General features: G+C 72.0%; 26 protein-coding genes. 13 read left to right on the top strand and 13 right to left on the bottom strand.

The window, feature by feature from the left end:
* Positions 1-372: 372 nt before the first annotated feature.
* From O2W16_RS18080 to O2W16_RS18070, 3 genes are all read right to left on the bottom strand, one after another.
* Positions 373-777 carry a hypothetical protein gene (locus O2W16_RS18080; protein ID WP_269160208.1) on the bottom strand — a complete coding sequence of 135 codons (405 nt, stop codon included), beginning with the start codon at positions 775-777 and terminating at the stop codon, positions 373-375.
* A gap of 680 nt (positions 778-1,457) precedes the next feature.
* A complete protein-coding gene (locus O2W16_RS18075; RefSeq protein ID WP_269160207.1) occupies positions 1,458-1,727 on the bottom strand; it encodes a hypothetical protein in 270 nt (89 codons plus the stop codon).
* Between the two features lie 704 nt (positions 1,728-2,431).
* Positions 2,432-3,145, bottom strand: coding sequence for an HIRAN domain-containing protein (locus O2W16_RS18070; RefSeq protein WP_269160206.1), 714 nt, complete (start codon positions 3,143-3,145; stop codon positions 2,432-2,434).
* 336 nt (positions 3,146-3,481) lie between these two features.
* Here O2W16_RS18070 and O2W16_RS18065 point away from each other — a divergent pair, with 336 nt between their 5' ends.
* From O2W16_RS18065 to O2W16_RS18040, 6 genes are all read left to right on the top strand, one after another.
* On the top strand, positions 3,482-5,020 hold the full coding sequence (locus O2W16_RS18065; protein WP_269160205.1) for an exonuclease domain-containing protein: 1,539 nt from the start codon (positions 3,482-3,484) through the stop codon (positions 5,018-5,020).
* A gap of 234 nt (positions 5,021-5,254) precedes the next feature.
* Positions 5,255-6,046, top strand: a complete 792-nt coding sequence (locus O2W16_RS18060) for a PASTA domain-containing protein (RefSeq protein ID WP_269160204.1) — start codon at positions 5,255-5,257, stop codon at positions 6,044-6,046.
* A gap of 247 nt (positions 6,047-6,293) precedes the next feature.
* Entirely contained in the window at positions 6,294-7,271 is a 978-nt protein-coding gene (locus O2W16_RS18055) for a hypothetical protein (RefSeq protein WP_269160203.1), read from the top strand.
* 463 nt (positions 7,272-7,734) lie between these two features.
* Complete coding sequence (locus O2W16_RS18050) at positions 7,735-8,307, top strand: hypothetical protein (protein WP_269160202.1); 573 nt, start codon at positions 7,735-7,737, stop codon at positions 8,305-8,307.
* 59 nt (positions 8,308-8,366) lie between these two features.
* A complete protein-coding gene (locus O2W16_RS18045; RefSeq protein WP_269160201.1) occupies positions 8,367-8,954 on the top strand; it encodes a hypothetical protein in 588 nt (195 codons plus the stop codon).
* Positions 8,955-9,251: 297 nt separating this feature from the next.
* Positions 9,252-9,974, top strand: coding sequence for a hypothetical protein (locus O2W16_RS18040; protein ID WP_269160200.1), 723 nt, complete (start codon positions 9,252-9,254; stop codon positions 9,972-9,974).
* A 157-nt stretch (positions 9,975-10,131) separates the two neighbouring features.
* Here O2W16_RS18040 and O2W16_RS18035 read toward each other — a convergent pair whose 3' ends face one another.
* Positions 10,132-11,055: a DUF732 domain-containing protein gene (locus O2W16_RS18035; protein ID WP_269160199.1), complete on the bottom strand. Its 924-nt coding sequence runs from the start codon at positions 11,053-11,055 to the stop codon at positions 10,132-10,134.
* Positions 11,056-11,421: 366 nt separating this feature from the next.
* Positions 11,422-12,150: a DUF6308 family protein gene (locus O2W16_RS18030; protein ID WP_269160198.1), complete on the bottom strand. Its 729-nt coding sequence runs from the start codon at positions 12,148-12,150 to the stop codon at positions 11,422-11,424.
* A gap of 183 nt (positions 12,151-12,333) precedes the next feature.
* On the opposite strand from O2W16_RS18030, the gene O2W16_RS18025 reads away from it, so the two are divergent.
* Both O2W16_RS18025 and O2W16_RS18020 read left to right on the top strand, forming a co-directional pair.
* Positions 12,334-12,660: a helix-turn-helix domain-containing protein gene (locus O2W16_RS18025; protein ID WP_269160197.1), complete on the top strand. Its 327-nt coding sequence runs from the start codon at positions 12,334-12,336 to the stop codon at positions 12,658-12,660.
* Positions 12,647-12,907 carry a hypothetical protein gene (locus O2W16_RS18020; RefSeq protein WP_269160196.1) on the top strand — a complete coding sequence of 87 codons (261 nt, stop codon included), beginning with the start codon at positions 12,647-12,649 and terminating at the stop codon, positions 12,905-12,907. The genes O2W16_RS18025 and O2W16_RS18020 overlap by 14 nt, the downstream gene beginning before the upstream one ends.
* A gap of 308 nt (positions 12,908-13,215) precedes the next feature.
* Here O2W16_RS18020 and O2W16_RS18015 read toward each other — a convergent pair whose 3' ends face one another.
* Positions 13,216-13,629 carry a MarR family transcriptional regulator gene (locus O2W16_RS18015; RefSeq protein WP_269160195.1) on the bottom strand — a complete coding sequence of 138 codons (414 nt, stop codon included), beginning with the start codon at positions 13,627-13,629 and terminating at the stop codon, positions 13,216-13,218.
* 971 nt (positions 13,630-14,600) lie between these two features.
* Here O2W16_RS18015 and O2W16_RS18010 point away from each other — a divergent pair.
* Entirely contained in the window at positions 14,601-15,131 is a 531-nt protein-coding gene (locus tag O2W16_RS18010; RefSeq protein ID WP_269160194.1) for a class I SAM-dependent methyltransferase, read from the top strand.
* 275 nt (positions 15,132-15,406) lie between these two features.
* Complete coding sequence (locus O2W16_RS18005; RefSeq protein ID WP_269160193.1) at positions 15,407-16,141, top strand: SCO family protein; 735 nt, start codon at positions 15,407-15,409, stop codon at positions 16,139-16,141.
* Between the two features lie 86 nt (positions 16,142-16,227).
* On the opposite strand, the gene O2W16_RS18000 is transcribed toward O2W16_RS18005, so the two are convergent.
* Both O2W16_RS18000 and O2W16_RS17995 read right to left on the bottom strand, forming a co-directional pair.
* Positions 16,228-16,482: a hypothetical protein gene (locus tag O2W16_RS18000; RefSeq protein ID WP_269160192.1), complete on the bottom strand. Its 255-nt coding sequence runs from the start codon at positions 16,480-16,482 to the stop codon at positions 16,228-16,230.
* Positions 16,483-16,569: 87 nt separating this feature from the next.
* Positions 16,570-16,818 carry a hypothetical protein gene (locus O2W16_RS17995; RefSeq protein WP_269160191.1) on the bottom strand — a complete coding sequence of 83 codons (249 nt, stop codon included), beginning with the start codon at positions 16,816-16,818 and terminating at the stop codon, positions 16,570-16,572.
* A 101-nt stretch (positions 16,819-16,919) separates the two neighbouring features.
* On the opposite strand from O2W16_RS17995, the gene O2W16_RS17990 reads away from it, so the two are divergent.
* Positions 16,920-17,219 (top strand): hypothetical protein, encoded by a 300-nt coding sequence (locus tag O2W16_RS17990; protein ID WP_269160190.1) that lies wholly within the window; start codon positions 16,920-16,922, stop codon positions 17,217-17,219.
* A gap of 38 nt (positions 17,220-17,257) precedes the next feature.
* On the opposite strand, the gene O2W16_RS17985 is transcribed toward O2W16_RS17990, so the two are convergent.
* The 5 genes from O2W16_RS17985 to O2W16_RS17965 form a co-directional block, all read right to left on the bottom strand.
* Positions 17,258-17,845 (bottom strand): TlpA family protein disulfide reductase, encoded by a 588-nt coding sequence (locus O2W16_RS17985; RefSeq protein ID WP_269160189.1) that lies wholly within the window; start codon positions 17,843-17,845, stop codon positions 17,258-17,260.
* Positions 17,845-18,738, bottom strand: coding sequence for a F510_1955 family glycosylhydrolase (locus O2W16_RS17980; protein ID WP_269160188.1), 894 nt, complete (start codon positions 18,736-18,738; stop codon positions 17,845-17,847). Before O2W16_RS17980 ends, O2W16_RS17985 begins: the two co-directional genes overlap by 1 nt.
* Before the next feature lie 66 nt (positions 18,739-18,804).
* On the bottom strand, positions 18,805-19,764 hold the full coding sequence (locus O2W16_RS17975) for a M56 family metallopeptidase (RefSeq protein ID WP_269160187.1): 960 nt from the start codon (positions 19,762-19,764) through the stop codon (positions 18,805-18,807).
* Entirely contained in the window at positions 19,761-20,129 is a 369-nt protein-coding gene (locus tag O2W16_RS17970; RefSeq protein ID WP_269160186.1) for a BlaI/MecI/CopY family transcriptional regulator, read from the bottom strand. The genes O2W16_RS17975 and O2W16_RS17970 overlap by 4 nt, the downstream gene beginning before the upstream one ends.
* A gap of 395 nt (positions 20,130-20,524) precedes the next feature.
* On the bottom strand, positions 20,525-20,737 hold the full coding sequence (locus O2W16_RS17965; protein ID WP_269160185.1) for a hypothetical protein: 213 nt from the start codon (positions 20,735-20,737) through the stop codon (positions 20,525-20,527).
* A gap of 155 nt (positions 20,738-20,892) precedes the next feature.
* On the opposite strand from O2W16_RS17965, the gene O2W16_RS17960 reads away from it, so the two are divergent.
* A complete protein-coding gene (locus tag O2W16_RS17960; RefSeq protein WP_269160184.1) occupies positions 20,893-21,489 on the top strand; it encodes a TlpA family protein disulfide reductase in 597 nt (198 codons plus the stop codon).
* Positions 21,486-22,361 carry a cytochrome c biogenesis CcdA family protein gene (locus O2W16_RS17955; protein ID WP_269160183.1) on the top strand — a complete coding sequence of 292 codons (876 nt, stop codon included), beginning with the start codon at positions 21,486-21,488 and terminating at the stop codon, positions 22,359-22,361. The genes O2W16_RS17960 and O2W16_RS17955 overlap by 4 nt, the downstream gene beginning before the upstream one ends.
* Positions 22,362-22,514 lie beyond the last annotated feature (153 nt).

The raw sequence follows: 22,514 nt of genomic DNA, 5'->3' as shown, positions 1-22,514 counted from the left end.
GTCGCAGGTGATCCTCCACCGAGCCGGAACCGAGGCTGCGCACCCGCGTTAGCCGTTCCTTGGTCGGGTGGTGCTCTCGGTGCTGGCCGTGCTTCAGGCCGGCGCGTAGGTCGACGTTGCCGGTTCACCGGCGACGTCTCGACTGTGCGCGCCGATCGCAGGGGGGTGCGGCCAGCGATCGACGTTGCAGCAGTCCGTACCGGCGCCCCGTCCGGCAGGCGCATCATCGGGACGTGCGCTGACGACGTTCGCTCCACGACCCGCGGGCTTGCCGAGGGTCTGGTGTTCCCGGTCGTGCAGCAGCTTGCTGTGCAACCGTGAACGGGCCGAGGCCCCGGGGAGCAGCCCGGGGCCTCGGCGGTACAGAGGGGCTCAGGCGGTCGGCTGGTTCCCGGAGTCGAGGATGATCGCGGCGACGGACTCGGTCACGCGGTAGCGGACGATGTCGGCCTTTTCCTCCCGCTCCCACGGGTAGTTCACCTCGGGGCCGTAGCGGTGGACGACCTTGAGGTGCAGCCGGCTCATCGTGCCGCCCATCTGGGCGTAGTTGAGGCCGGTCTTCTCGCCGAGCTCCGTCGCCGGGACCCAGTCAGGCGAACCGGCGGCGATGGCGTTGAGCATGCCCGCCTGCAGCTCGGTGGCGTTCTCCACCACCCAGGCGATGATCTCCTCGGGTGTCGAGGTGACTTCGGCGACCGGGTTGACGATGTCCTGGTGGGCGGCCAGCAGGGCCTGCGCTTGCATCGTGGTCAGGTCGCGGAACGTCAGGTCGGGCATGTCTGGTCTCCTAGTGCTTCGAGCTACCTCCGAGCACTCCTTGTGCTCGCTGGAAGAAGCATGGAGCACCGTTTAGCCCTTGTCAAGCCCGAGCACCCTCCAAGCTCCCTCGACCTGACCGCTAGGACCGGTGGAGGTGTCTTTTCGGGACTTCCGAAGCCGCAGAACTGCCCTCGGAGCTGTTGTGCCACAAGTCGTGGCACTACGCGTGAGCCTCGGTTCTCGGGTCAGCCCTGGTAGGCGTCGGGCAGGACGCGCAGCTCTTCAGCAGGTCCATCGCGGCCAGTTCTTACTGTGCCCGCGGGCGCCGATGCGCGCGCGGCTGACGCCGATCATTCGGGCGGACCTGGGACGCGAAGATGTGCTTCCGCCGCCGCCATCGCAGGTACTGCATGGCGACCGACGTCAATCCGTGCTCGAGCCTGGTGGTCGTCCGGGGAGACACGCCCACTCCTGGATCGACGAGCAGCGCACCGATCAGGACGCCTCGTCGACTGCTCCGGCTGGCCACGACGGTAGAAAACCTTCGCCGACGCCTCCTCAACGCCGGCATCGGCACATGGGCTGGCCGACGGCCAGACCATCACCGGTGGTGAGGGAAGTCCAACACCCGGCCCGGGCCGGGTCTTGTCGGTGGTGCCCTGACCACGGTGGCCAGCCACAGCAGGCGGGCGACGCGGTCAGCCACGCAGATGCTGGTACAGCGACGCCCGGGCACAGCCGGCCGCCCGGGCCAGGTCGGCCACCGTGTGCCCCGCGGAGGCGGCCTGACGGATCAGCGCCGACCAGCGGTCGTTCACCGCGCGGTACGCCTCCCAGGCCGCCACCTGCTCGGCAGATCCGCGGCCATGTGTGGCGGTGAGGTCGGCGATGTGCCGGCGGGCCTGCCTGCGGTCGGCGGCAGCATCGCGCAGCTCGGCCAAGCCGCGGCCCCGCTGCTCGCCGTCCACGGCCGCACCGTAGTAGCACCGCGCTCACCGTGGACCGCCCTGTGGACCGGTCAGTCGAGCAGTCGGAGCTTGTCCGCGGGATGCCAGCCAAGCTCGGCACCGTCGAAGAAGCGCCCCCTCCACACAGTGGCCAAGCCCAGCCAGGTCCCGTCCGGCGTCTTCAGCCGGCCCCACAGCCAGCCGACGACCTTGCCAGGGCTTCCCTCGTCCACTCCGCTCGTCGAGAGGGCAACAGGTCGCGGAGGGCTCACGTAGGACGCGGTCGGCCGAGCCAACGCCGCCTGAAGCTCAGCGACAAGCTGCTCATCCGGCGTCGGCGTCCACACACCTTCGACGCTAGGACCGGGCGACGGGATCCCTCCGCGTGTCGCCGTACGCATGTTCGACACATCTGCGGGCCCGAACGAGGGGACGCAGATCTCGGCGGCCAGCGTCCGGTCGGCCGCAGCGCCGCGTGTAGAAGAGTGGGCCGTCGCTTGGTGCACCTGCCGGACTGACACGGAGCCGCCGGGCGGCGCGGCGAACGCGGACCGTTCGCTCTATGCCCAGTTGGCCAACAGCCTGTTGACCAACTGTGCAACAAGCTGTTGCCCGAATGCGCGCCCGGCCCCGTGGACCCCTGCCCAGGGGACCGCAGCGAGCCACCGCCGGGTCCGGCTCATGGTCGAGCAGCCTGGCAAGCCGCCGACGGGCTCAACCTGTGACTACCGGGTGTAGGTGGGCGGTGGTGAGCCGGCCGGTCGAGACGCACGCACGTGGGCGATTACGTCCGGAGCTGCGGCCAGGATCGACACCACGCCGGCGTCGCCCCCGGGGCGTGAGCCGCGCAGGGAGATCGCGACCAGCTCCTCCCCGCCGGCCAGCCGCTTGAGGTAGGCGCGTGCCTTCATCTTGTTGACGTACCCGGCGCGGTACCGGCCGGTGCGGTCGAAGACCGCCACCGCCCGGTCGTCGTGCGGGTTGTCCGGTTCGGGCACCAGGCGCACCGTGGCGCCGGGGGAGAAGTCCCCGGCGCGGCAGTCAGCCTCGTAGTACCGGCCGCCGCGCAGGTTGGAGACCAGCAGGCCCGCGGGCAGCAGGCGGCGATCGGTCGGGCCGACGAGCAGGCCGGTGCTGTCCTCGCAGAACCGCAGCACCCCGTCGTACCGGATGAGGTGCACGGTGGGGCGCCCGTCGGTACCGATGAACCGCTGGTTGTTGCCGTCGGGGGCTGCGTACCACCGGGGGTTGGACTCGTCGTCGATGTCGGCAGCCGACGCGCTGCGCTGACGGAACGTCGACGCTGCCGCGGGCTGCGGCGTCGACCTTGAACCTGCGGTCCGGTCGACCATCGGGGGCGGCGGTGGAGGAACAGCGACCGGCGCCAAGGTCGTCCGGTCTTCGCGTGTTCGGCCCAGCAGTCGGTCGAGCAGCCCCATGCCGGGGACCGTAGCCAGTGGCGGTCAGCAGATGGCTGACCGCCACGTGAGCGCCGCGATGTCGTGCAGGTCGCGCGGGGCGCCGCCGGCCGCATGGCGCAGACCAACCTCCCGGGGCTGGCGGTGCTGGTGGGGCACGGGTGCTCCTGGCTCTGACGGAACGTCTTCGTCCGCTGACATGCTGCCCGGACAGTCGAGCGACGGGGGATGGCGATGGGGTTCTTCGACAGGTTCCGCAAGAGCAAGCCGCGGCACGCCGCACCGGCGGGCGGTCCGCCGCCTGCTTCGCCCGGAGTGGTGAGGCCGGCTCAAGCGTCGGCCTCAAGCGCAGCCCGGGTGCCGGGGTTCGCGGTCATCGACGTGGAGACGACCGGCTTGTCGGCCGCCGGCCACCGGGTGCTTGAACTGGCCATCGTCCGAACCGATCCCGCGGGCCGGGTGCTGGACGAGTGGGTGAGCCGGTTCAACCCGGAGGGACCCGTCGGCGCCACGCACATCCACGGCATCACCGCAGCGGACGTGGCCCGCGCCCCCCGCTTCGCTCACGTGCTGGAGGAGATCAGCGACCGACTCGCCGGCGCTGCGATCGCCGGGCACAACGTCAAGTTCGACCTGGCCTTCCTGCGCGCCGAATACGCCCGCGCCGGATGGGCGGTGCCGCACCTGCCGGCCGCATGCACGCTGGCAGCCAGCTGGGACCACCTGCCCCACCTCGCCCGTCGCCGACTGCCCGACTGCTGCGAGGCCGCCGACATCCGGCACACCGGCGCCCACTCCGCCCTCGGCGACGCCCGAGCGACCGCCGCACTGCTGGCCGGCTACCTCGGCCACGGCTTCGCCCAGCCGCCGACGGCCAAGCTCCTCGCGCTCCCGCAGCTGGCCCGGAACGTCGCCTGGCCAACCGCGCCTGGTGGCGTCGAGCCGCTCGGCGCAGACGCCCCCGCATGGGTGCAGCGGTGGAGCGCCCCGCCCAAGCCGCCGGCGGTCCCGCTGGTGCAGCTGCTCGAGCGCTTCCGGCTCGCCGACGCCCTCGACGACGGTGCCCCCGACGGCTCCCTGCCGTACCTGCAGCTGCTGTCCGAGGTGCTCGAAGACGGCGTCCTCGACGACGAGGAGCGCGCCGCGCTGGTCGACCTCGCGGCCATCTACGACCTCGACGCCACGGCAGTCGCAGCCGCCCACCGCGGACTCCTGCTCGCCCTGGCCCACCTCGCGCTTGACGACGGCCGGGTGAGCCGCGCGGAGAAGGCGGAGCTGACAGCCACCGCCGAGCTCCTGGACGTGCCGGTGAACGTGGTCACGAACGTGCTGGACGCCGCGGAGCGGGCCCGCCACGCCCGCCTGTCCGCCGATCTAGGTCCACTGCCGGCCGACTGGTCCCTCGGGGAACCGCTGCGAGTCGGGGACAAGGTCGCCTTCACCGGCTGCGACTGGGCGGTGCGCGAGCGCCTCGAGCAACGCGCTGACCGGCTCGGGGTCCGGGTGATGAACAACGTCTCCTCCCGCACGGCACTGCTCGTCACCGACGGCAGCTTCGAGGGCGGCAAGGCCGACAACGCGACCACCCTGGGCACCCGCCTCGTGCACCCCGACGAGTTCGCACTCCTCCTGGACCACTTGCAGCCCGCGGTCAGCAAGTCGACCATCGCCACCCCCCGGCCGCGCCGTAGTGGCGACTCGGTGGCTGCTGTTGCGTCCCCTACGCCGGTGGTCTCCGAGGGGCGCACGGTCCCGGCAGCACACATCAGCCCGTCTCCGGCTGCCGTACGCGCGTGGGCGCGCGCCAACGGCTACGAGGTGGGGGAGCGGGGGCGCCTGCCCTCCGAGGTGACCGAGGCCTACCGCCACGCGCAGAACGAAGGCAGCAGCCACTGACCGGAGTGCGGAAGGCGCCGGTTGGCTAGCCGGGACAGGCGATACGGCACGACCCCGGTGACCGGCAGTTGGCCGGTGGTGCCGGTGAGTCTGCTGGGACGACACCAGCGGCCGCGTCACCGGCCGATCCGGTGCCGCATGTGACTCTCGGCTCGTGACTGCGCTACTGGGCCTGGGTCGGGGTGGTTGGTGATGGCTGCCGCTCGGAAGCAGCAGTCCAGCGGGTGCTTGCCGATGGCGGGGATCGTCGCGGTCCTCATGCTGGTGTCCCAGCTGTTCGGCCACGACAACGACGACGAGGACGCTGCCGCCGCGGAACCCGAGCCGGTGGCGGTGACGGTCCCCGACCTGACCGGGGTCGATCCCGAGGCGGCCGAGGAGCAGCTGCGGGCCCTCGGGCACCGCGACTGGCACTCCCACGGCGTGCCCGAGCAGGAGGACCTGTCTCCGAACAACCGCGGGGTCGGCGGCTACCAGGAGCAGTGGACGGTCGTCACGACCCGGCCAGCTGCCGGACAGTCGTGGCCGGTCGGTGAGCCCATCTACCTGTTCGCGCTGCAGACGGCCGAGTGGCAGTGGTTCCTCGCGCACCCGACGATGCCGGACGTGCCGTCCGGGGTGCCGGGCGGGCAGCTGCTCGAGGAAGGGCAGCTGCTGCACGACGTCGCCGAGCTCACCGACCTCCGCTACGCACCCGGCCACGAACCGCCGAACATGTCGGCGATCGGGGGCAGCGACTACCCGACCGATGACCTGGTCGACGACCCGTCCCTGGAGCCGGACAGCGAGCGCGCGCCTCGCCTGGCGCTGGTGGAGGCGGCGACGAACACCGACGCGCCGTCGATCGCCACGATCCCCGCAGAAGGGGCGCCGCTGCGGACGGGGCAGATCCTCACCGTCACCGTCGGCGACGACCCCGACGCCTACTACAGCTCCGGCGGTGGGGGTGGCGGCTACGGCTACGGCGACGGGGACGACGGCGACTTCAACGTGCCTGGTTGGGCGTGCCCGACGCGCTGGTGCTGACCGGTCAGCTGCCAGTCCCCGACCTCACGGTGCAGGCTCGCAGGTCAGAGCCGACCCCGGGTCGCCCCGCCACCAGCAGGGGTCGTGCTGTGGACCACCGAGAACACGCTGACGCGGCGCCGGTGCGGTGCGGCGCCGGGCCAAGCTGAGCCGCAGGATCGGCGGGGGCGCCGACGACATTGGAGCAGTCCGGGGCGTCACCGTGCGACCAGATGACCTGGTGAACGGCCTGGGCAGACTGGGCGACATGGCGCACACCGAGGATGACTGGCAGCCGCTGCTCCAGCGCTTGCGCTCCGGGCCCATGTTCGAGAAGTGGCACTGGCTGCAGTACAACTTCTCCCCGCACCACTACCGCGAGCCCTACTTCGCGCGAGTCACACTCGATGCCCTGCTGGCCTGCGATCGGGCGATGAGCGGGTTCGCCGACGACATGCTCGGGCGCCTCGAACGCATCGGCGGTCGGGACAGAAACCTCGACGACTACGAGCAGATCAAGCAGTGGCTCGGCGAGCTGTTGGTCGTGCACCACTTCGTCACCTACCCCTGGACCTCCCCGGTCACCTTCGACCACGAGCCGGTGGCCGACGGCTCCAAGCAGAACCCGGAGATGACCGTCAACGCCCCGAGCTTCCGGCTGGGCATCGAGGTCAAGACGCCCGACCTGCGCGCCCTCGGCGAGCGGCGCAAGAGCGCCGACTGGCAGCTCCTCGACCGCATGCCCGGCATGAGGGAGTCGCTGTCTGGGGACGTGGCCCTGCCACAGGACAACCCCATCAAGGACTTCCTGCGCAGTGCCGACAGCAAGTTCGCCGGCTTCCGTGCCGACGACCCGACCTTCAGGTCCGTTCTGATCATCGTGTGGGACGACTTCATCAACGAACCGCTCAGCGCGCTGCTGTCGCCGAGCTCCGGGCTCCTGACGCCGAACAGCTTCGACAAGTTGTCCGACGGCAGCCGCCGGACCTACCCCAACGTCGACGCCCTCGTACTTCTGCGCCATCAACATCAGTTCGTCGAGGGGATGGCCAACCGGCCGCCACTTGACCAGCGCGACAGCTTCCTGGACTACGGCCGGCCCGGAGCCTTCCCGTTCAACGCGCTCGTGGCCTGTCCCGACGGGCAGCCCCTGGGTGAGGCGTTGGTGACGGCGTTGCACACCGTCCCGCCCCATCCGACGCTCGGCGCAGAGTACATCCCGGCCGAGACCGTCATGTGGATCTGACAGCGACACCGGCGCGGGAGCGGCGCCGCCGCCGCGCCCGGCCCAGTCGGGCTGCCCGCACGGCCTCAAGTCGGTCGGGCGACGAGGCAGTCGGTGCTGGTGATGCGGCGTCCCGCGGTCGCTCTCAGGACTAGCCGGTGGTCACGGCTACCGTCGTCGCGTGCGGGGGAGACGGCTGTTGGCGGTGGTTGCTGTCTTCGCCGTCGTCGGAGCCTGCAACGAGGACTCCGACCGCTCTGAGCCGGCGGCAGACCAGGCCTCAGCCGTGACCAGCTCGGCCCCTGCCCCCTCGTCCGTGCGCGCACGGCCATCGAACTCCCCATCGGCCACCGCCACCCGCACCCCATCGGTCGCGCCGTCGCGGACGACGACGCCGCCACCGCCACCGCCGCCACCGCCACCGCCGCCACCGCCACCGCCACCGCCACCGCCGCCACCGCCGCCACCGCCACCGCCACCGCCAGTGACCGTTCAGCCCCTCACGTTTGTGTCCAAAGTCGAGGACGAGCCGCTCCAGGCTCCGCTGCCGCCCCTCCCGACCGCACCGGGTCCGTCCGCGACGCTGACCATCAGCGGCGGCTGGACCGGTGGGCTGCAGACAGCGGGTCTGCGGGCCGCCCCGTTCGTGCGATGCCAGGTCATCCATGCGAGCCCGCGGATGGGTGGCGATCGCCTCTGGTACGAGGTCAGCTCTGACGGGGAGTTCTCCCAGTTCGTCGACGTCGGCGAGTACTACGTGAGCATCGTCCGCCGCGCCGGGCATGGGGACCGGCCGATCGAGACCGAGGTCAAGCTCTGGAGTCGGACGGCCACCGACGAGCACTACGAGATGTGGGACAGCACCGGCGTGGTCGACAGCGATGAGCAACAGATCTCCGTCGCAGCGTCGCCGGACAACCGCACGTTCGCCTTCTCGGCAGTCACCGTGCCCCTGACGTACCACTCGACGATCGACCCCGACGCCGCGGTCACCTGGGCTCTGGTGCAAGGAAGCGTCGCTTGCCCTGAGCCGCCCGGTGCCATTCCCGGCGTCTGAACCAGGTCATGCGTTGACCTTCGACTGGCATCACGACACAGATCAGCGGAGGAGCTGCCGTGACCTCGGCCCAGGAGAGCGCCCAGTGGTTCGTCGACCTCTGGGCTGACGAGGTGCGCAGTCTGGTCCATGACGTGCGAGCTGACCGTCAGCGGCTCGACGAGTTGGACCGCGCCTACGAGCGGGGTGAGTGGACCATCACCGAGCACGATCTGATGGCATGCGGTCGGCGACTGTGGGCCCGCCAGCACCACCTCGTGTGGGCGGCCAACCAGCTCGAGCGGTGGGTGCGCCGGCTCGCCAAGGAACAAGGGCAGCCGGAGATTCCCGCCGATCCGGAACTCACCGCGCTACGGGATGCGCTCGAGCATCTCGACGACGCCGTCCTGGACGACGACACGGCATCAGCCGGTCCCGGGAGGAACAACCGCTCGCTGCGGAAGCTGCCCGGCGGCCAGTTGTACATCGGCGCGTTCGGCGCAAGCCGGCTGTTCGGGCTCGTCGACCCGGCTGACCTCGAACGCCGAGCGCTGGCCATCGTCACCACCGCCGACCGCCTCGAGCAGGAGGCTGCCGACTACGCGCACGACCTCATGGCCCGTGGCGAGTGGCCACCGTGGGAGGAGGGCAGCGAAGAGGAGCAGTGATCGGAGCCTGGTCGCTGACCGTCCTCGTCGCGCGTCACATCCCAGCGGGCGTCACCGGCGGCGCGTCGGCGACTTCGGCCACGCCAGTCACTCCGGTGCCGGTGCCTTCCTGGGGTGGGCGGGCTCGCCACCGCACACTGCTGGTCGTGCACCCGCCGGACCGGCCCACCTCAACAACGGCCTCGTCGGGCTCCTGCGGGGCCGTGGCTGGCCGCCGAGGTTGTGGCGGCCACCCTGTCGGGCTGCGGTGCAGCCACCGGCGATGACGCAGGCGTTGGTCGGTTGGACACCGGCCCGATGGAGCAGTTGCTCGAGTCCTTCACCGACCGGGCGTCCTCCGACCTGTCCCTCGATCTCGCTACGTGCCCCGTGCTCGACGCTGCCACCTTCGAGCGGGCCGCTCCTACCGCGCTCGATCTGCCGCCGGTGGGGCAACCGTGGAGTGGTGGGCTGATGGGGGACCTCGCGAGCTCCATCGGCCGGTTGACCGGTCACCCCGCCTGGTCGCTGCGGCTGGAAGGGCTGGAGGTCGGTCGCATACGGCCGGGCCGCGGCTGGCTGGACGTCGGCAGGGTCGGTCGCACCGGCAAGGAGAGTGAGGCTCGTCAGGTGTGGCGGGCAGCGGTAGGTGAGGCCGCCGCAGGGACCCGGCTGACAGTGACCACCGACGACGACGGGTCCGTCGATCACGCCAGCACGACGCTTTCGGCGTTCGCCCAGAGCTGGCTCCGTGAGCCGGTCTCCGACGGCGAGGTCCGGCAGAACGAGCATGCGTTGGAGTCGCGCATCCTGCGCGGCGCCTGTCCGGTGCAGGCGTCCACCGGCGCGCTGGACCTCCTGTGCCCGGACCACGGCATGACCAGCTGGGGTAGCCAGTTCCCGACCCGATGGGGCCTACCGCGAGCAACGCCGCCCGCTACCTCGACGGTACAGCGGCCACACCGAAGGACCAGGAGCCTGTGGCCACCCAGCTGGTCCTCAAGCATGCAGAGGGTGCTCGCCAGCGAGCAGGCCGCGTAGCGCCTCGGACCTGCGTGTCACAGCCGGTTGAGAGGTTTCACCGGAATGGCAGGCGAAGCTGCGAGTGCCAGAAGTTGCACCGCTGACAAACGTTGCCCGAACTGCCAGAAGCTGCCTCGGCAAGAGCTGCACGTGCCAGAAGTTTCGCCTGCCTCGGCTACTGGAGCGTCACCTGGCAGGAGATGGGGAGCCCGGTGGCGACGCGGTAGGCGGCGGACTGCCAGGCGTACACGCCGGAGATGTTGCCGGTGCCGGTCGCCGTGCCGTGGGCCGGCACGTAGAAGGGGGCATGCGGGCTGGGGCCGAGGTCGCCCTCGGGGGCATGCCACTCGGTGGTGTACCGGGGGGAGGCGACCTGTTCCTCCAGCATCACGAGCACGTCGTAGTCGGAGGTGTTGGTGATCGTGTAGGTCCAGTCACCGTCGTACATGCCGTCGGTGTCGCCGTAGACCAGGTCGTTGTCCTCGCCAAGGTCGCCGTAGCGCTCGACGTTCGACTCCCCGGTGAGCGTGATGGGGCTGGCGGTGACGGTGACCGGCAGTTCGGTGGGGCACTGCGGGGCCACCGGCTGGACTTCGACGCCATCCGTCATCGCGGCTCCTTGGCCGAGGTCGACGAGCTTCTGCGGGCAGTAGACGCCGACCGCGGCGACGACGAAGGCGGCCGCGTCGATCGGGTCCAGCGTCATCGGGTCGACTGTGTTGTCGACCTCGTAGGTGGTCAGCAGTTCCCCGGCGACCGAGTCGATGTTGGCGCCGGTGTAGGAGGCGCAGACGCCGCGGCCGAGCCGGGCGATGCCGGCCGAGGCCGCGGTGAGGTCGGTGGGAAGGATGAACGGGTCACGGGTCAGGAACGCCCGGACGCCGTCGAGGGCGGCGACCTCGCTGACGAACGCGCTGTCAGCATCGGCCGGGGTCGGGTAGCCGGGCGCGAGGAAGGGCTCGGCCGGCGGCTCGGTGGTGGCGGGCGCCGCCTCAGAGGCGCGCGGTGCCGCCTCGGGCTCGGGCGAGGATGTGTCGGCGCAGCCTGCAGTGAGCAGCGCAGCCAGCAGCAGGCCGGTGGTGGCGACCGTGCGGGGCACGGGTTCCTCCCGTCGGGTCGAGCCGCGGGCCCGCCCGGCGGCGGTGCGGCGAGGTAGGCATGGCAGTGCGCTGCCATGCCCGACATGGTGGCCTGCCGCGGTGGCGAACTCCGGCAGGTCAGCGGCTGATTCTGCCGGCTGGGCGCGCAGGTGCGGGTGGGGCGGGCACGGCACTTCGGACAGCCTGCACATCCTGCGCCGCCGACGTCGACAGGTTCGCCGCCGGCGCCACATCCGGTCGGACGACCCAACTACGGCGGTGGCTGTCCGCCGACCCACGGGTCAACCGGCTCTACCGCGGGCGCAGGCGAGCGGACCGTTTCGTCGACGACACGCTTCGACGAAACCCGGGTCGGACGGGGGAGCTCAGGCGCGGGGCAGCCAGGTCCACAGGGCGACATCGAGGACGCGCAGCGGCACCGCGTCGCAGCGCACCCCGTGCGTGGTTTGCACCTGCTCGGTGAGCTCATCGAGCCGCTGAAGGATGTCCGGCTCCCCGATCAGGAACGCGAACACCTGCCAGTCGACCCGGCGGTTTCCGTACCGCCGGATGGCGGTCCCGTACAGCCCCAGTCCCTCGCAGACCACTCGGTCACGTACGGGGAACAGTCGAGGGCGCTTGCGGGTGCACAGCTTCGCCGAGGTCACCCACGGGTTGGGGTTGGCCACTCGCGGGTCGCAGCAGCCGGCGTGAACTGCCTGCGCCAGGGTCTCCATCGCCGCGAACGTGGCGCGGTCGGCGGCGGCGAGATCGACGTCGGTCGGTAGCCCCTCCAAGGCCTCGTCGATGCCCGCACGGATGGCGGAGTCGGTCAGTAGCCGGCGCGTGACCAGCGCCGCAACGGGGGCGTTGAGGACAGTGAGCGCGTGTAGGTCGGCGGCGGTGATGGTGGCCGGGTCGACCGGTGGTAGCTCGAGGAAGGTCGTCCCGGCGCCCCGACCGGTCGGGTCGTAGTGCCGGGCGAGCCTCTCGATGGCCGGCCGGGCCGTGTCGTCGGCGAGGGCCTCGATGGCCACCCGCCTGGCGTACTGCAGCTCGCTGGGCTCCGGCCGCGGCCAGTCGTCAGGAACGTCGGGTGGGGGAGGGGTGGTCACGGTGCCGGACCGTAGCGGGCCGGCGGGCATCCGCCGGTGCTGCGGCACAGGTCGGGGCGTCGGTCCCGCAGGTGATCGACTAGCCGACGCCATCGCCATGGCGTCAACCGCCGTGTACTTACAAACCATTGGGTTTTAGACCAGGTAAGGCGCAATGGTTTGCCAATCGTAGGAGGTGGTCCGATGTCCCGTCGCGTGACGGTCTACTCCACGCCCACGCGCGATGTCTGCGCCGCTCTCGGTTCGGAGGTCGCTCGGGTCCGCCGCGAGCGCCGCTGGTCCCAGACCGAGCTTGCCGAGCGAGTCGGGGTCGCGCTCGGCACGATCCGCGCCGTCGAGAAGGGGGCGCCGTCGGTCACCTTCGGCGTGGCGGTCGAGGCGGCCACCGTTCTCGGGATCGACCTGCTCGGCGGCCCGGCCGCCGCCGCCACGCGGGCCGCGGACAACCGCCGCACGCTGGCCCTGCTCCCGCAGCGGGTCCGGGCGCAGGCCGTCGATGACGACTTCTGACCGCCGCAGCGACGAGGTGGCCGAGTTGAACGCCGAGCTGGACGCATCGCTCTCGGCGACGGCCTGCACCATCCGCTTCGGCGAGGTCCTCGCTGCCCGCGGCGAGGCAACGGCCGCCCTCAACGAGCACGGCCGGCTCACGCGGTATTACCCGGACGGCACCACCAGCCCGCTCGGGCAGAAGTCCGGTGCGGTCGTCGTACCCACCCGGCATCATCCGCTCGTGTCCCGCCTCCCGGAGCCATAGCAGCCGGACTACTGCGGCGGCTGCAGCCGCGAGCGGCCGCTGTGCCAGCTGGAGGGCGCCGACGGCGACCACGTGCACCGCTGCCGCGACTACCTGCGTGATGCGTCCGCTGGCCCAGTCGTCGACGGCGACGCCGACCACACCGCCGACGTGGCGCAGTAGCAGGCTCTTCTGCAGGAGCGGAACGAAGCCCGGAGATGGCATGCGAGCTGTGGGTCCTGGCCGGAGGCCCCTGGCTGCCCACTCACCCCGAGATGGGCCTGCCGCCTGACTGGCGGGCCCACTTCGACGAGAACCGGCGCCTTCGCCTACCGGCCAACCACTCCGAAGGGGCGCCGCCAGCGGGCGGGCCGTTCGTCGGGCACCTGCTCCAGGTGGCCGAGCTCGGTGAGGCGCTGCAGCATCTTGTGCACGTTCGGCCGCTTCAGGCCGGTCGCGGTCTCCACGTCGGCGGCTGCCAAGCCAGCCGGGCTCTCCAGGCCGCCAAGAGCCAGCACGGCCAGCTGCCGCGGTCCGAGGCCGCCCCGGGGGACGTCCGCGCCGGCCACCGCCTGCCCCACCGCTGCCGCGGCCTCGCCGCCGGTGTCCTCGTCGTGGACAGCCGACAGTCGAGTGCCGAGCAGCGACAGCGCGCGGCCCACCGACACCAGCGCGTCGGCCACGGCGAGCTCCTTCGCCCGCTGCCGGGCCGCAGCTCGTTGAGCCTCGGAATCGTGTATCACGGTGTATCAAGATAGCAAACGAACTTGATACTCGATACCGAATGTCACCCGCAAGTCTCGGAATGACACTTGGACAAGCCTCGCCAGCTGATGTGAATCAGGAAGTGTCCCTGCTGGCGCGGACAGCAGTGTCCAGAGTCCGGACAGCAATGTCCCGGACGTGGCCAGCGGGACACTCCCTCGGCTGATGCGGCATGTCCATCGGCCCGGCTCCTGAACGAGGGCCGGGCCGGTGGTGTCCCTCCCATGTACGGACGCGAGCGCGCCGGAGGTACCGCACGCAGTCCGAGGGTGAGCAGCGGCTCCACAGCATCGTCCGCCTCCTGGAGCAGTCGAACCGCGAAACACCGACATGTCGTGGGTGCTCCTTCCTGGCCTGCGGCGGTGACCATCGAGTCGCATGGCGCCACGCATCGCTGAGCCCGCGGTGTCCGCACCTGGTGACCACCGGTCCCAGGACCCTGCGGAAGGGTCCCAGCAACCTGTTGGGGAGATTGCCCGCCGCCCTCGTCGCGGTCCCGGGTCGTCCAGCAGCCTGCTGGACGACTTCAGTGACCAGCTGAGCGCATGTCCACTGCCGGAGCCTGCTCGGTCTGGGCCCAGGCCACGCGAGGAACTCGCCGGGGTGGCGCGGGAGCGCCGGCGGGGCGAGGGACGCTGTGCGCCGCCCGCGGGAGGGCATCGCTGCGGCGTCGGCACGCCACGGCGGCGTGGTGGCCATGGACTGCTACGCCGGGATGGTGGGGCCCTCGGGTGTTGGGCCGCGGTAGCCGTAGCGGCATCCGGACGCGGTCATGCCGTGCGGCGCCTGGCGATCGGCTCGCCATCGCAGCTGTCGGTGCCGCACTGGCCGACCCATGATGGCCGGTGCAGGGCCGGCAGCAACGGGTTTGCCGGGAACTGAGGAGACGCGCATGCCCGTCATGTCGACCGCCGAGCGGTGGTTCTGCCAGAGCGCACCGTGGGGATGGATGGCCGGCCGGCTGATCCTCGGCTGGGCCCTGCAGGGGGTTACCGCGCGGGGGGCCGTCCTGGAGCTGGGCAGCGGCAGTGGTGCGATGGCGGCGGAGACGATCCGGCGCCATCCCGAGTGTCAGCTGACCGTCACCGACGTCGATCCGGCGATGGTGACCGCTGCACAGCGGCGCTTCGCCGACGAGCCGCAGGTCACGGTGCGTCAGGCCGATGCCAGCGGGTTGCCGTTCGCCGACGGATCGTTCGACGTCGTGGTGAGCTACCTGATGCTGCACCACGTCATCGCGTGGCGGCAGGCGCTCGGGGAGGTCAGCCGCGTGCTGCGACCGGGTGGCCAGTTCGTCGGCTATGACGTGGCCGCCGCGCCGCTGACCGAGTGGGCGCACAGGGCAGAACGTTCACCGCACCAGCTCATCGGCCGCCACGAGCTGGAGTCGGCCCTGTCGCAGGTCGGCTTCGAGTCCGTGAGCGTCCGGTCGACGGTCGGTGGGCAGGCTGTGCGGTTCACCGCCGGAGAGCCGGGCTGACTCCGGTCCGCAGGGTGGCCATCGGCTGATCGGGGCGAGCCGGGGGCAGCCACACCACGGCTGCGCGCTGCTGCCCGCCGGCCGACAGCTGGACCTCTCGCCGGTTGGGTCCGGTGGCACACCTCGCACCCTGGGGCCGTGCAGCCCGAGCTCGTCATCGACCTGACGTCCGGGGTCGGCCGCGCCGAACGCGGTCGACCAGGGGCGAACGTCTCCTACGATACGCAATAGTAGAGTGATGGCGATCCGGCCGGCCCGCCAACTCAGGAGGTCTCGTGCGCGCAGTCCCAGGTCGAGCAGCCCTCGGCTCGGCCATCCTGGTCGGCGGCCTGCTGCTGACCGGATGTGGTCAGGGTGCCACCGGAGCGGCCCAGGCCTCGGCCGCGGGCGGCGCCAGCATCTCCGCGGACGACGATGGGTTCCACGGCACGCTGGTGCAGCAGGCCCAGCCCCGTCCGGATCTGACGCTGCCCACCACCAGCGGGGAGCTGTTCGACCTCGGGGACCGCCCTGAGGACGAGATCACGCTGCTGTTCTTCGGCTACACCCACTGCCCGGACCTGTGCCCGACCACGATGGCCGACCTGGCACTGGCGCGGGACATGCTCGACCCCGGGATCCGCGACCGGGTGCAGGTGGTGTTCGTGACCGAGGACCCGGCGCGGGACACCCCGGAGGCGCTGCGGGAGTGGCTGGACCGGTTCGACCCGGAGTTCACCGGGCTCATCGGCGGCAACGAGGCGACCGCCGCTGCCCTGCGGGAGCTGTACCTGCCCGAGAGCGCCCAGGTGGCCGACCCCTCGACAGCGATCGTGCACCCGCACGAGGGCGGCGAACACGCCGCTGAGCACGAGCAGGGCGGTGGCGGAGACAGTCATGGGGACTACGGGGTCGACCACGCCGGAGCCGTGTACGCCTGGGGCCCTGACGGCCAGTCGGTGGTCTACACCGGCGGAACCGCGCCGGGCCAGTACGCCGAGGACCTCGCCCGGCTGGCCGCCACCGATTGAGCCCGACCGCCCCGTCCCGGCTCCGGGGCTGAGGCGGTGGCGGGGACGGCGCAGTACGTGAGCGGACTTGCGGCGGTCGGTCGCGGTCAGCCCCCGGACAGGTCGCGCTGCGCGCGGAGGTACTCCTCGCGTTGGATCTCGCCCGCCGCGTAGCGACGGCGCAACAGTTCCTGCGCACTGGGGGATGCGTCCGGCTGGGTCGGCGTGTGGTGCCTGACCAGCCGGACGGCCGCCAGGACGGCAACCACCAGCAGGGCGATCCCGACCAGGATCCAGAGCAGCATCCAGCCGCCCATCATCCCCATCATCCCGTCTTCCATCATCCCGCCGTCATGACCCATGGGCCACCCCTTCCCTCGAGTCGGCAGGGCGTCCCCTGGAGCGCCCCACCCCTTGTCGCCAGCCGCTGTCTGTGGCCGGTTGACCGATCAGGCGTGATCGGCGGTGCTCTCGTGCATCTGCTCGCACATCCGCGTCATGGCGGGGTCGCCTTCCTCCATGAGCTCGTGCATCCGCGCCATGCCCGGGTTGCCCTGCTCCATGAGCTCGTGCATCTGCGCCATTCCAGCAGGCGCGCCCGGCGTTCGGCCCTCGTCGTCGGAGTGGGCCTGGGCCACCCCGACGGGAACGGCGATCACCCCTGTGAACAGTGCTGCAACCAGCAGGGACTTTCCCATGATGTGCTCCCCAATCTCACCTGCGTTGTGATCGTCCTCGTCTACTATCAGGAATAGTACGCCCGCTCCGACGGGGCCCGCTGGGGCAGTGGCCGTAGCTGATGGCCACGCTGGCCTGGTGCTCCTTCGCGTCCCGGGAGGCGACGCACTGGCACGTCGAGGCCGGGCACCCGGTCATCGACATCGCCGTGGAGGGCGGCTGCTCCCCGAACCCCATCCGGGTGCAGGTCGGCGCGCCGGTGCGGCTGCGGTTCAACCAGCAGGAGAACTGCGACCAGTACAGCTGGGCCTGCGGGAGAGCCGCGCGCCGGCTCGGACCCGACCTCCGCGTCAGTCGGTGGTCCACCCACTGGCCGACCACCGGCTCCCACTCACCCGCCCGGACCGGTGCCGACAGCTGATCTCGGGAGCGCCGGCGGTCGAGCGGGGCTGAGGCCGCTCAGGCGCCCCCGGAGCGGAGGAGTGCGTCGATCAGGCGCTGCAGGTCCTCGGACGTCAGCTGACCCACCACCCGGTCGATGACGCGGCCGTCGGGATCGAGGGCGAGGGTCACCGGCAGGCCGCGCATCCCCAGCTCGCGGAGCAGCTCCCCGCCGGCGTCGACGGCGTGCGGGTAGTCGATGTCGTGCTCGTCGAGGAACCAGCGGGCAGCGTCGGGGTCGTCCTGTACGTCCACGCCCAGGAAACGGACCTGCTCGTCGTGTCGAGCGTGGGCGTCCTGCAGCATCGGCATCTCCTCCCGGCACGGGGCACACCAGGTCGCCCACAGGTTGACCAGGGTCGGGCGGCCGGTCAGCCGGTCCAGCGCCACGTCCGGCCCAGGGCCCAGGCAAGGCAGGGTGAGCGGCGGCAGGGCGTCCACGCCAGCCGGCACGATCTCCTCGGGCAGGTGCTCGCAGGCCGGTGCGGGGGGAGCCTCCCCGGCGGGCGCCGGCTCGGTCCTCGACGTGGTGGCGCTCGGCTCAGTGGTGGCACAGCCGGCCAGCAGGGCGGCGGTCAGCAGTCCGCCGACCAGCCGCACCCGCATCAGGACTCCTGGTACAGCTCGGTGAAGGTCTCCCCGCCGTCGGTGGAGGCCAGGACTGCGCCCTCGACGGCCACGTAGACCTCGTCCCCCTCCACGGTCACCGCCGCCGGCGGGCCACCGGTACTCCCGCGCTCTTCCCAGGTCCGCCCGCCGTCGGTGCTGACGAACACCGTCCCGTCCGGAGCGACGCCAGCTGCTGTGCCACCGTCGGCCGTGATGTCGACCAGCGCGAGCAGCGGGGCGCCGGCGACGGCGGTGAAGTTCCTCCCGGCGTCCTCGCTGACCACCAGGCCGGCCTCGGTGGTGGCGAGCACTCGTTGCGGATCGGTCGGGTCGGCGGCCAGGTCGGCGATCCGCATGTCCCCCCGGTCGGCCCATTCGATGCCGTCCTCGCTGACCAGCAGCCGGCCGCCGCTGTAGCCGTAGACCAAGCCGTCGGCGGCATCCAGGGCGTGGAAGTCGGCCTCCCCGGCCAGCGACAGCGTCTCCCAGGTCTGCCCGCCGTCGGTGCTCTCGATCAGACCGAGGTCGCCCGGGCCGTCCTGACCCGCGCCGGGGTGGCCGCTGGCCAGGTAGTGCTGGGGGCCGACGACGGTGAAGCCCATGAAGTCCTGCACCCGGTCGGCGATGCGGGTGAGCTCCCCGTCCGGGGAGATGCGCACCACCCCGTAGTGGGTGCCGGCGTACAGGCCGTCGTCGGCCGGGTCGACGCCGAGGCCGTGCACGTGCTCCAGGGTGATCTCGCCGCCGTCCGCGCGCGCCTCACCGTCACCTCCGGCGGCCGGGTCCGCGCCGCAGCCGGCGAGGACGAGTGCGCCCGCCGCGGCGGCGCCGGGCAGCCCCCACCGCCGGGCACGGCGGGCGGGTCGGGTGGACGGTGCGGACGATCGCATGAGCTCCCCAGGAAACCGGACGAATTGTTACTACTCTCCATAGTAGTGCGTCCAGCGACGAGCGGGTCAGACCCAGCCAGTTCCGGGCAGGACGCACAACCCGCTGGCAACCGCGGAGGCCAGCGGCCAAGCGGCCAGCGCGACCGGCCCGGCCACCACCAGCACCGTCGCCGTTGCCGCGACGATCCGCTGTACGGCGCCGAGGGGGGCGGCCGGCCGGAGCAACCGTGTCACCCGGTGCACGCCGGCCCCCTGGGCGGCGGCCAGTGTCGGGGCGGGGGCCCGCATGTCGGCGAGGGTGACCAGGGCGGAGGCGACCTCCACCCGGTTAACCTGCCGGGCTGCGGCGTCGTCGGCCAGCAGTTCGACCAGTCGTTCGGTCTCCGCACGGCCCCGGGAGAAGAGGGGCACCCTCGGGAACGCCCGGTCGAGGACTCGGGCAGCGCCGACGGCCAGGTGGTGACGGCCGCGCAGATGGCACCGCTCGTGGGCCAGGACGGCGGCGAGCTCGTCGGCGGACAACGTGTCCAGAGCTGCGGTCGTCACCACGACGGTGCGCCGCCGTCCGGGCAGGCAGAAGGCGGCCGCGTGGTCGGACTCCAGCACCACCGCCCCCAGCGACTGCTCGGGGCGAGCACCGGTCAGGATTCCCGCGCGCAGGCGGCGCCGCTCCCGCTGGTCGCGCAGACGGCTGCGGGCGGCGACCCAGCCCAGGCGAAGGGACACCCCGCCCGACAGCACGACGCCGGCGAGCACCGCGGCCAGCTGCCCGGGGGAGCGGTAGACGGCGGCGATGGTCGCCGCGCAGGCATCGAGGATCGACGCCAGGCCACCGGCGACCGCACCGGCCGGCACCAGCAGCGCCAGGCCGGCGAGCACCACGGACGCGAGCACACCGGCGGAAGCCGCCTGCCAGGCGGCGACCGCCAGCCGCGGAGACCGGTCGGCCCAGCCGGCACCGATCGCCCGTGGCGCCAGTACCACCAGCGCCGTGGCGAAGCCCAGCAGTGCGACGGTGGTGGTCACGAGCTCTGTGCCTGCCGGGCCGCTTCGACCGCGGTCCGCAGGCTGGCCACCGCGTCGGCGTCGAGGTCGGCGACGAAGTGCATGAGCACCTCGTCGCGGTCCCCGGCCGCGCTCAGCACGTCCTGGAGCATCGCCGCGGAGTGCTCCGCTCGGCTGCGGGTGGCGCGGTACCGCCAGGCCCGCCCTTCCATCTCCCGGCTCAGGGCGCCCTTGCGGTGCAGGTTGTCCATGACCGTCATCACGGTGGTGTAGGCGAGCGGGCGGGACGGGGTCAGCTCGGCGAGCACCTCACGGACGGTGGTCGCTGCTGCGCGTCGCCACAGCACGTCCATGACGACGGCTTCCAGGTCACCGAACGGGCGCACCCGCCACCTCCTCATCTCCACCGCGCCGCTGGGCGACCCGGTCAGCCACACCAACCCGCCGGCCGAAGCGAGCTTCCCGACACAGTACTAGTGGTGGTAGTGGACGACGTCCCTGTCTGTGGGTCGGCCCGGCGTCACCTCATCACTGCCGGCACCCCGCAGGCGGCCGGTCCCGCAGCGGCCCGATCGCCAGCAGGGCCACTCCCACGGCAACCGGCAGCGCTGACCACAGTTGCGGATGGGTCGACCCGAACACCGCCGCCTGGTGCAGCTGCCGCGTCATGTCGTCGTCCGCCGCCGAGTACGGCGGCAGCCTCGGCGGGCATGGGCCGCAGGCGGCGCAGACAGGTGGCGGCCAGGCCCCCGCCAGGATCAGAGTCGGCGCAGGGAAGCGCTCATCGGCTCCGCTCGGCCCGCCCCGGGTGGCTGTCGGTGGTCGATCGTTCGGCGCGCAGCTCGTCGACCTCGGCACGCAGCCCGGCGAGCTCGGCGTGGTCGTCCTCGTTCGGCTGCGGCGCCGATCCGTGACTGCGGCTCATCCACCACATCATCGCGCCCATGCCGACCGGACAGGCCAGCAGGACCAGCAGGTACAGCAGCTCCGACATCGGTGCCTCCACGGGGGTCGTGCGGCGCCGCGACGGAGCCACTACACCCGATAGTAGATGGCTGCTCCTAGCTGTCATAGTAGCGATGTGGAGAGGGAGCAGCTCAGTCGCACAGCCAGCCGCCGCCGGTCGCGTCCCACCCCGGCGGCACGCCGATGAGCCGGCCGTTCAGCCGCCGGACCCTGCTGCTGGCCGCCGGTGGCGCCGCCGCAGTGGCGCTGGCCGGCTGCGCCACCGGCGGCGACGACACCGCCGGCGCCGCCCGCGAGTTCGAGTTCACCGAGCCCACGCCGGCGGCGACGGTCATCGCCGAGGACCAGCGGGCACCGGCCCCGGCCTTCTCCGGTGAGCTGCTCGACGGCACCGCGTTCGACTCCTCGTCGCTGACCGGGGACGTCGTCGTGATCAACTTCTGGGGATCCTGGTGCGTGCCGTGCCGGGTGGAGACCCCGGAGTTCCAGGCCGTGCACGCCGACGTCACCGACCGCGGCGCGCAGTTCCTCGGCGTCGACGTCAAGGACCAGCGGCAACTGGCCATCGCCTTCGTCGAGCGGCTGGGGGTGGCCTACCCGTCGGTGTTCGATCCGCGCGGTGAGGTGGCGATGGCCTTCCGCGGGTTCCCGGCCAACGTGGTGCCGTCCACCATCCTGCTCGACCGCGACGGCCGGGTCGCCGCCGTCTACACCGGCCAGGTCCGCGGCGAGGACCTGCGGATCGCCGTCGAGCGACTGCTCGCCGAGGACCAGCCGTGAGCGAGCTCGCAGCGACCTTCGCCGGCATCGTCACCGACGGCCCGCTGCTGGTGGCCATCGCCGTGGCCGCGCTGGTCGGGCTGATCAGTTTCGCCTCGCCCTGCTGTCTGCCGCTGATCCCCGGCTACGTCAGCTACGTCGCCGGGCTCGCCGGCTCGCAGGTCACTGCTGGTGCCGCCCGAGTTCCGCAGGTCGCCGGTGGCGGGGCTGCCGGTGCGACGTCAGCCGGCTGCTCCGCTGAGGCCGGCGCCATCCCCACCCCGACGGCGGCCCCGGCAGCCGCCGGCCGTGGCCGGGTGCTGGCCGGGTCCCTCCTGTTCATCGCCGGGTTCAGCGCGGTATTCGTCTCCTTCGGCGCCCTCTTCGGCGGCCTGGGCCGGCTGCTGCTCGAGTGGTCCCCGGTGCTCACCCGGGTCGCCGGCGTCGTCGTGATCGCGATGGGCCTGTCCTTCCTCGGCGCGATCCCCTGGCTGATGCGCGAACGCCGCGTCCACCACCGGCCGCCGGCCGGCCTGGCCGGCGCCCCCGTCCTCGGCGTCGTGTTCGGCCTCGGGTGGACGCCCTGCCTGGGCCCGACGCTCGCCGCGGTGAACACCCTCGCCTACACCCAGGCCTCGGCCGGCCGTGGCGCCGTCCTCGCCCTCGCCTACTGCCTGGGGCTGGGCGTCCCCTTCGTCCTGGTCGCCCTCGGCGCCCGGCGCGCCCTGGCGTTGTCCGCCCTGGCCCGCCGGCACGCGCCTGTGGTCATGCGGATCGGCGGAGGCCTGATGATCGCCCTGGGGATCCTCCTGCTGACCGGCTGGTGGGACGCGCTGATGATCTGGCTGCGGGCCTGGCTGGGTGCCACCGGGCTGAGCACGTCGGCCTTCTGACTCGGCCCCTGGAAGTCACCCGCGTCGGTTCCGCGCAGCGCCCAGCGGGCGGCTGTGCTCGGCGTGCGGGTCGCTCGGCCGGTGCGGGCAGCGCGAACCGTGCACGGACTCCCCGGGGATCGTGCGCAGCGGCAGTGGCGGCGCGAGGTGAGG

Origin of the sequence: Modestobacter sp. VKM Ac-2984, assembly GCF_026967985.1 — a bacterium.
In the GTDB taxonomy this organism is placed as follows: Bacteria; Actinomycetota; Actinomycetes; order Mycobacteriales; family Geodermatophilaceae; genus Modestobacter.
This window is presented reverse-complemented; position numbering and strand designations above follow the sequence as displayed.

Bases quoted from the DNA above. Each gene is read 5' to 3' on its own strand.
- O2W16_RS18080 (WP_269160208.1), bottom strand. From the start codon at position 777: ATGCCCGACCTGACGTTCCGCGACCTGACCACGATGCAAGCGCAGGCC.
- O2W16_RS18070 (WP_269160206.1), bottom strand. From the start codon at position 3,145: ATGGGGCTGCTCGACCGACTGCTGGGCCGAACACGCGAAGACCGGACG.
- O2W16_RS18060 (WP_269160204.1), top strand. From the start codon at position 5,255: ATGGCGGGGATCGTCGCGGTCCTCATGCTGGTGTCCCAGCTGTTCGGC.
- O2W16_RS18055 (WP_269160203.1), top strand. From the start codon at position 6,294: ATGGCGCACACCGAGGATGACTGGCAGCCGCTGCTCCAGCGCTTGCGC.
- O2W16_RS18040 (WP_269160200.1), top strand. From the start codon at position 9,252: ATGGAGCAGTTGCTCGAGTCCTTCACCGACCGGGCGTCCTCCGACCTG.
- O2W16_RS18025 (WP_269160197.1), top strand. From the start codon at position 12,334: ATGTCCCGTCGCGTGACGGTCTACTCCACGCCCACGCGCGATGTCTGC.
- O2W16_RS18020 (WP_269160196.1), top strand. From the start codon at position 12,647: ATGACGACTTCTGACCGCCGCAGCGACGAGGTGGCCGAGTTGAACGCC.
- O2W16_RS18010 (WP_269160194.1), top strand. From the start codon at position 14,601: ATGGCCGGCCGGCTGATCCTCGGCTGGGCCCTGCAGGGGGTTACCGCG.
- O2W16_RS18000 (WP_269160192.1), bottom strand. From the start codon at position 16,482: ATGGGTCATGACGGCGGGATGATGGAAGACGGGATGATGGGGATGATG.
- O2W16_RS17995 (WP_269160191.1), bottom strand. From the start codon at position 16,818: ATGGGAAAGTCCCTGCTGGTTGCAGCACTGTTCACAGGGGTGATCGCC.
- O2W16_RS17990 (WP_269160190.1), top strand. From the start codon at position 16,920: ATGGCCACGCTGGCCTGGTGCTCCTTCGCGTCCCGGGAGGCGACGCAC.
- O2W16_RS17985 (WP_269160189.1), bottom strand. From the start codon at position 17,845: ATGCGGGTGCGGCTGGTCGGCGGACTGCTGACCGCCGCCCTGCTGGCC.
- O2W16_RS17980 (WP_269160188.1), bottom strand. From the start codon at position 18,738: ATGCGATCGTCCGCACCGTCCACCCGACCCGCCCGCCGTGCCCGGCGG.
- O2W16_RS17965 (WP_269160185.1), bottom strand. From the start codon at position 20,737: ATGTCGGAGCTGCTGTACCTGCTGGTCCTGCTGGCCTGTCCGGTCGGC.
- O2W16_RS17960 (WP_269160184.1), top strand. From the start codon at position 20,893: ATGAGCCGGCCGTTCAGCCGCCGGACCCTGCTGCTGGCCGCCGGTGGC.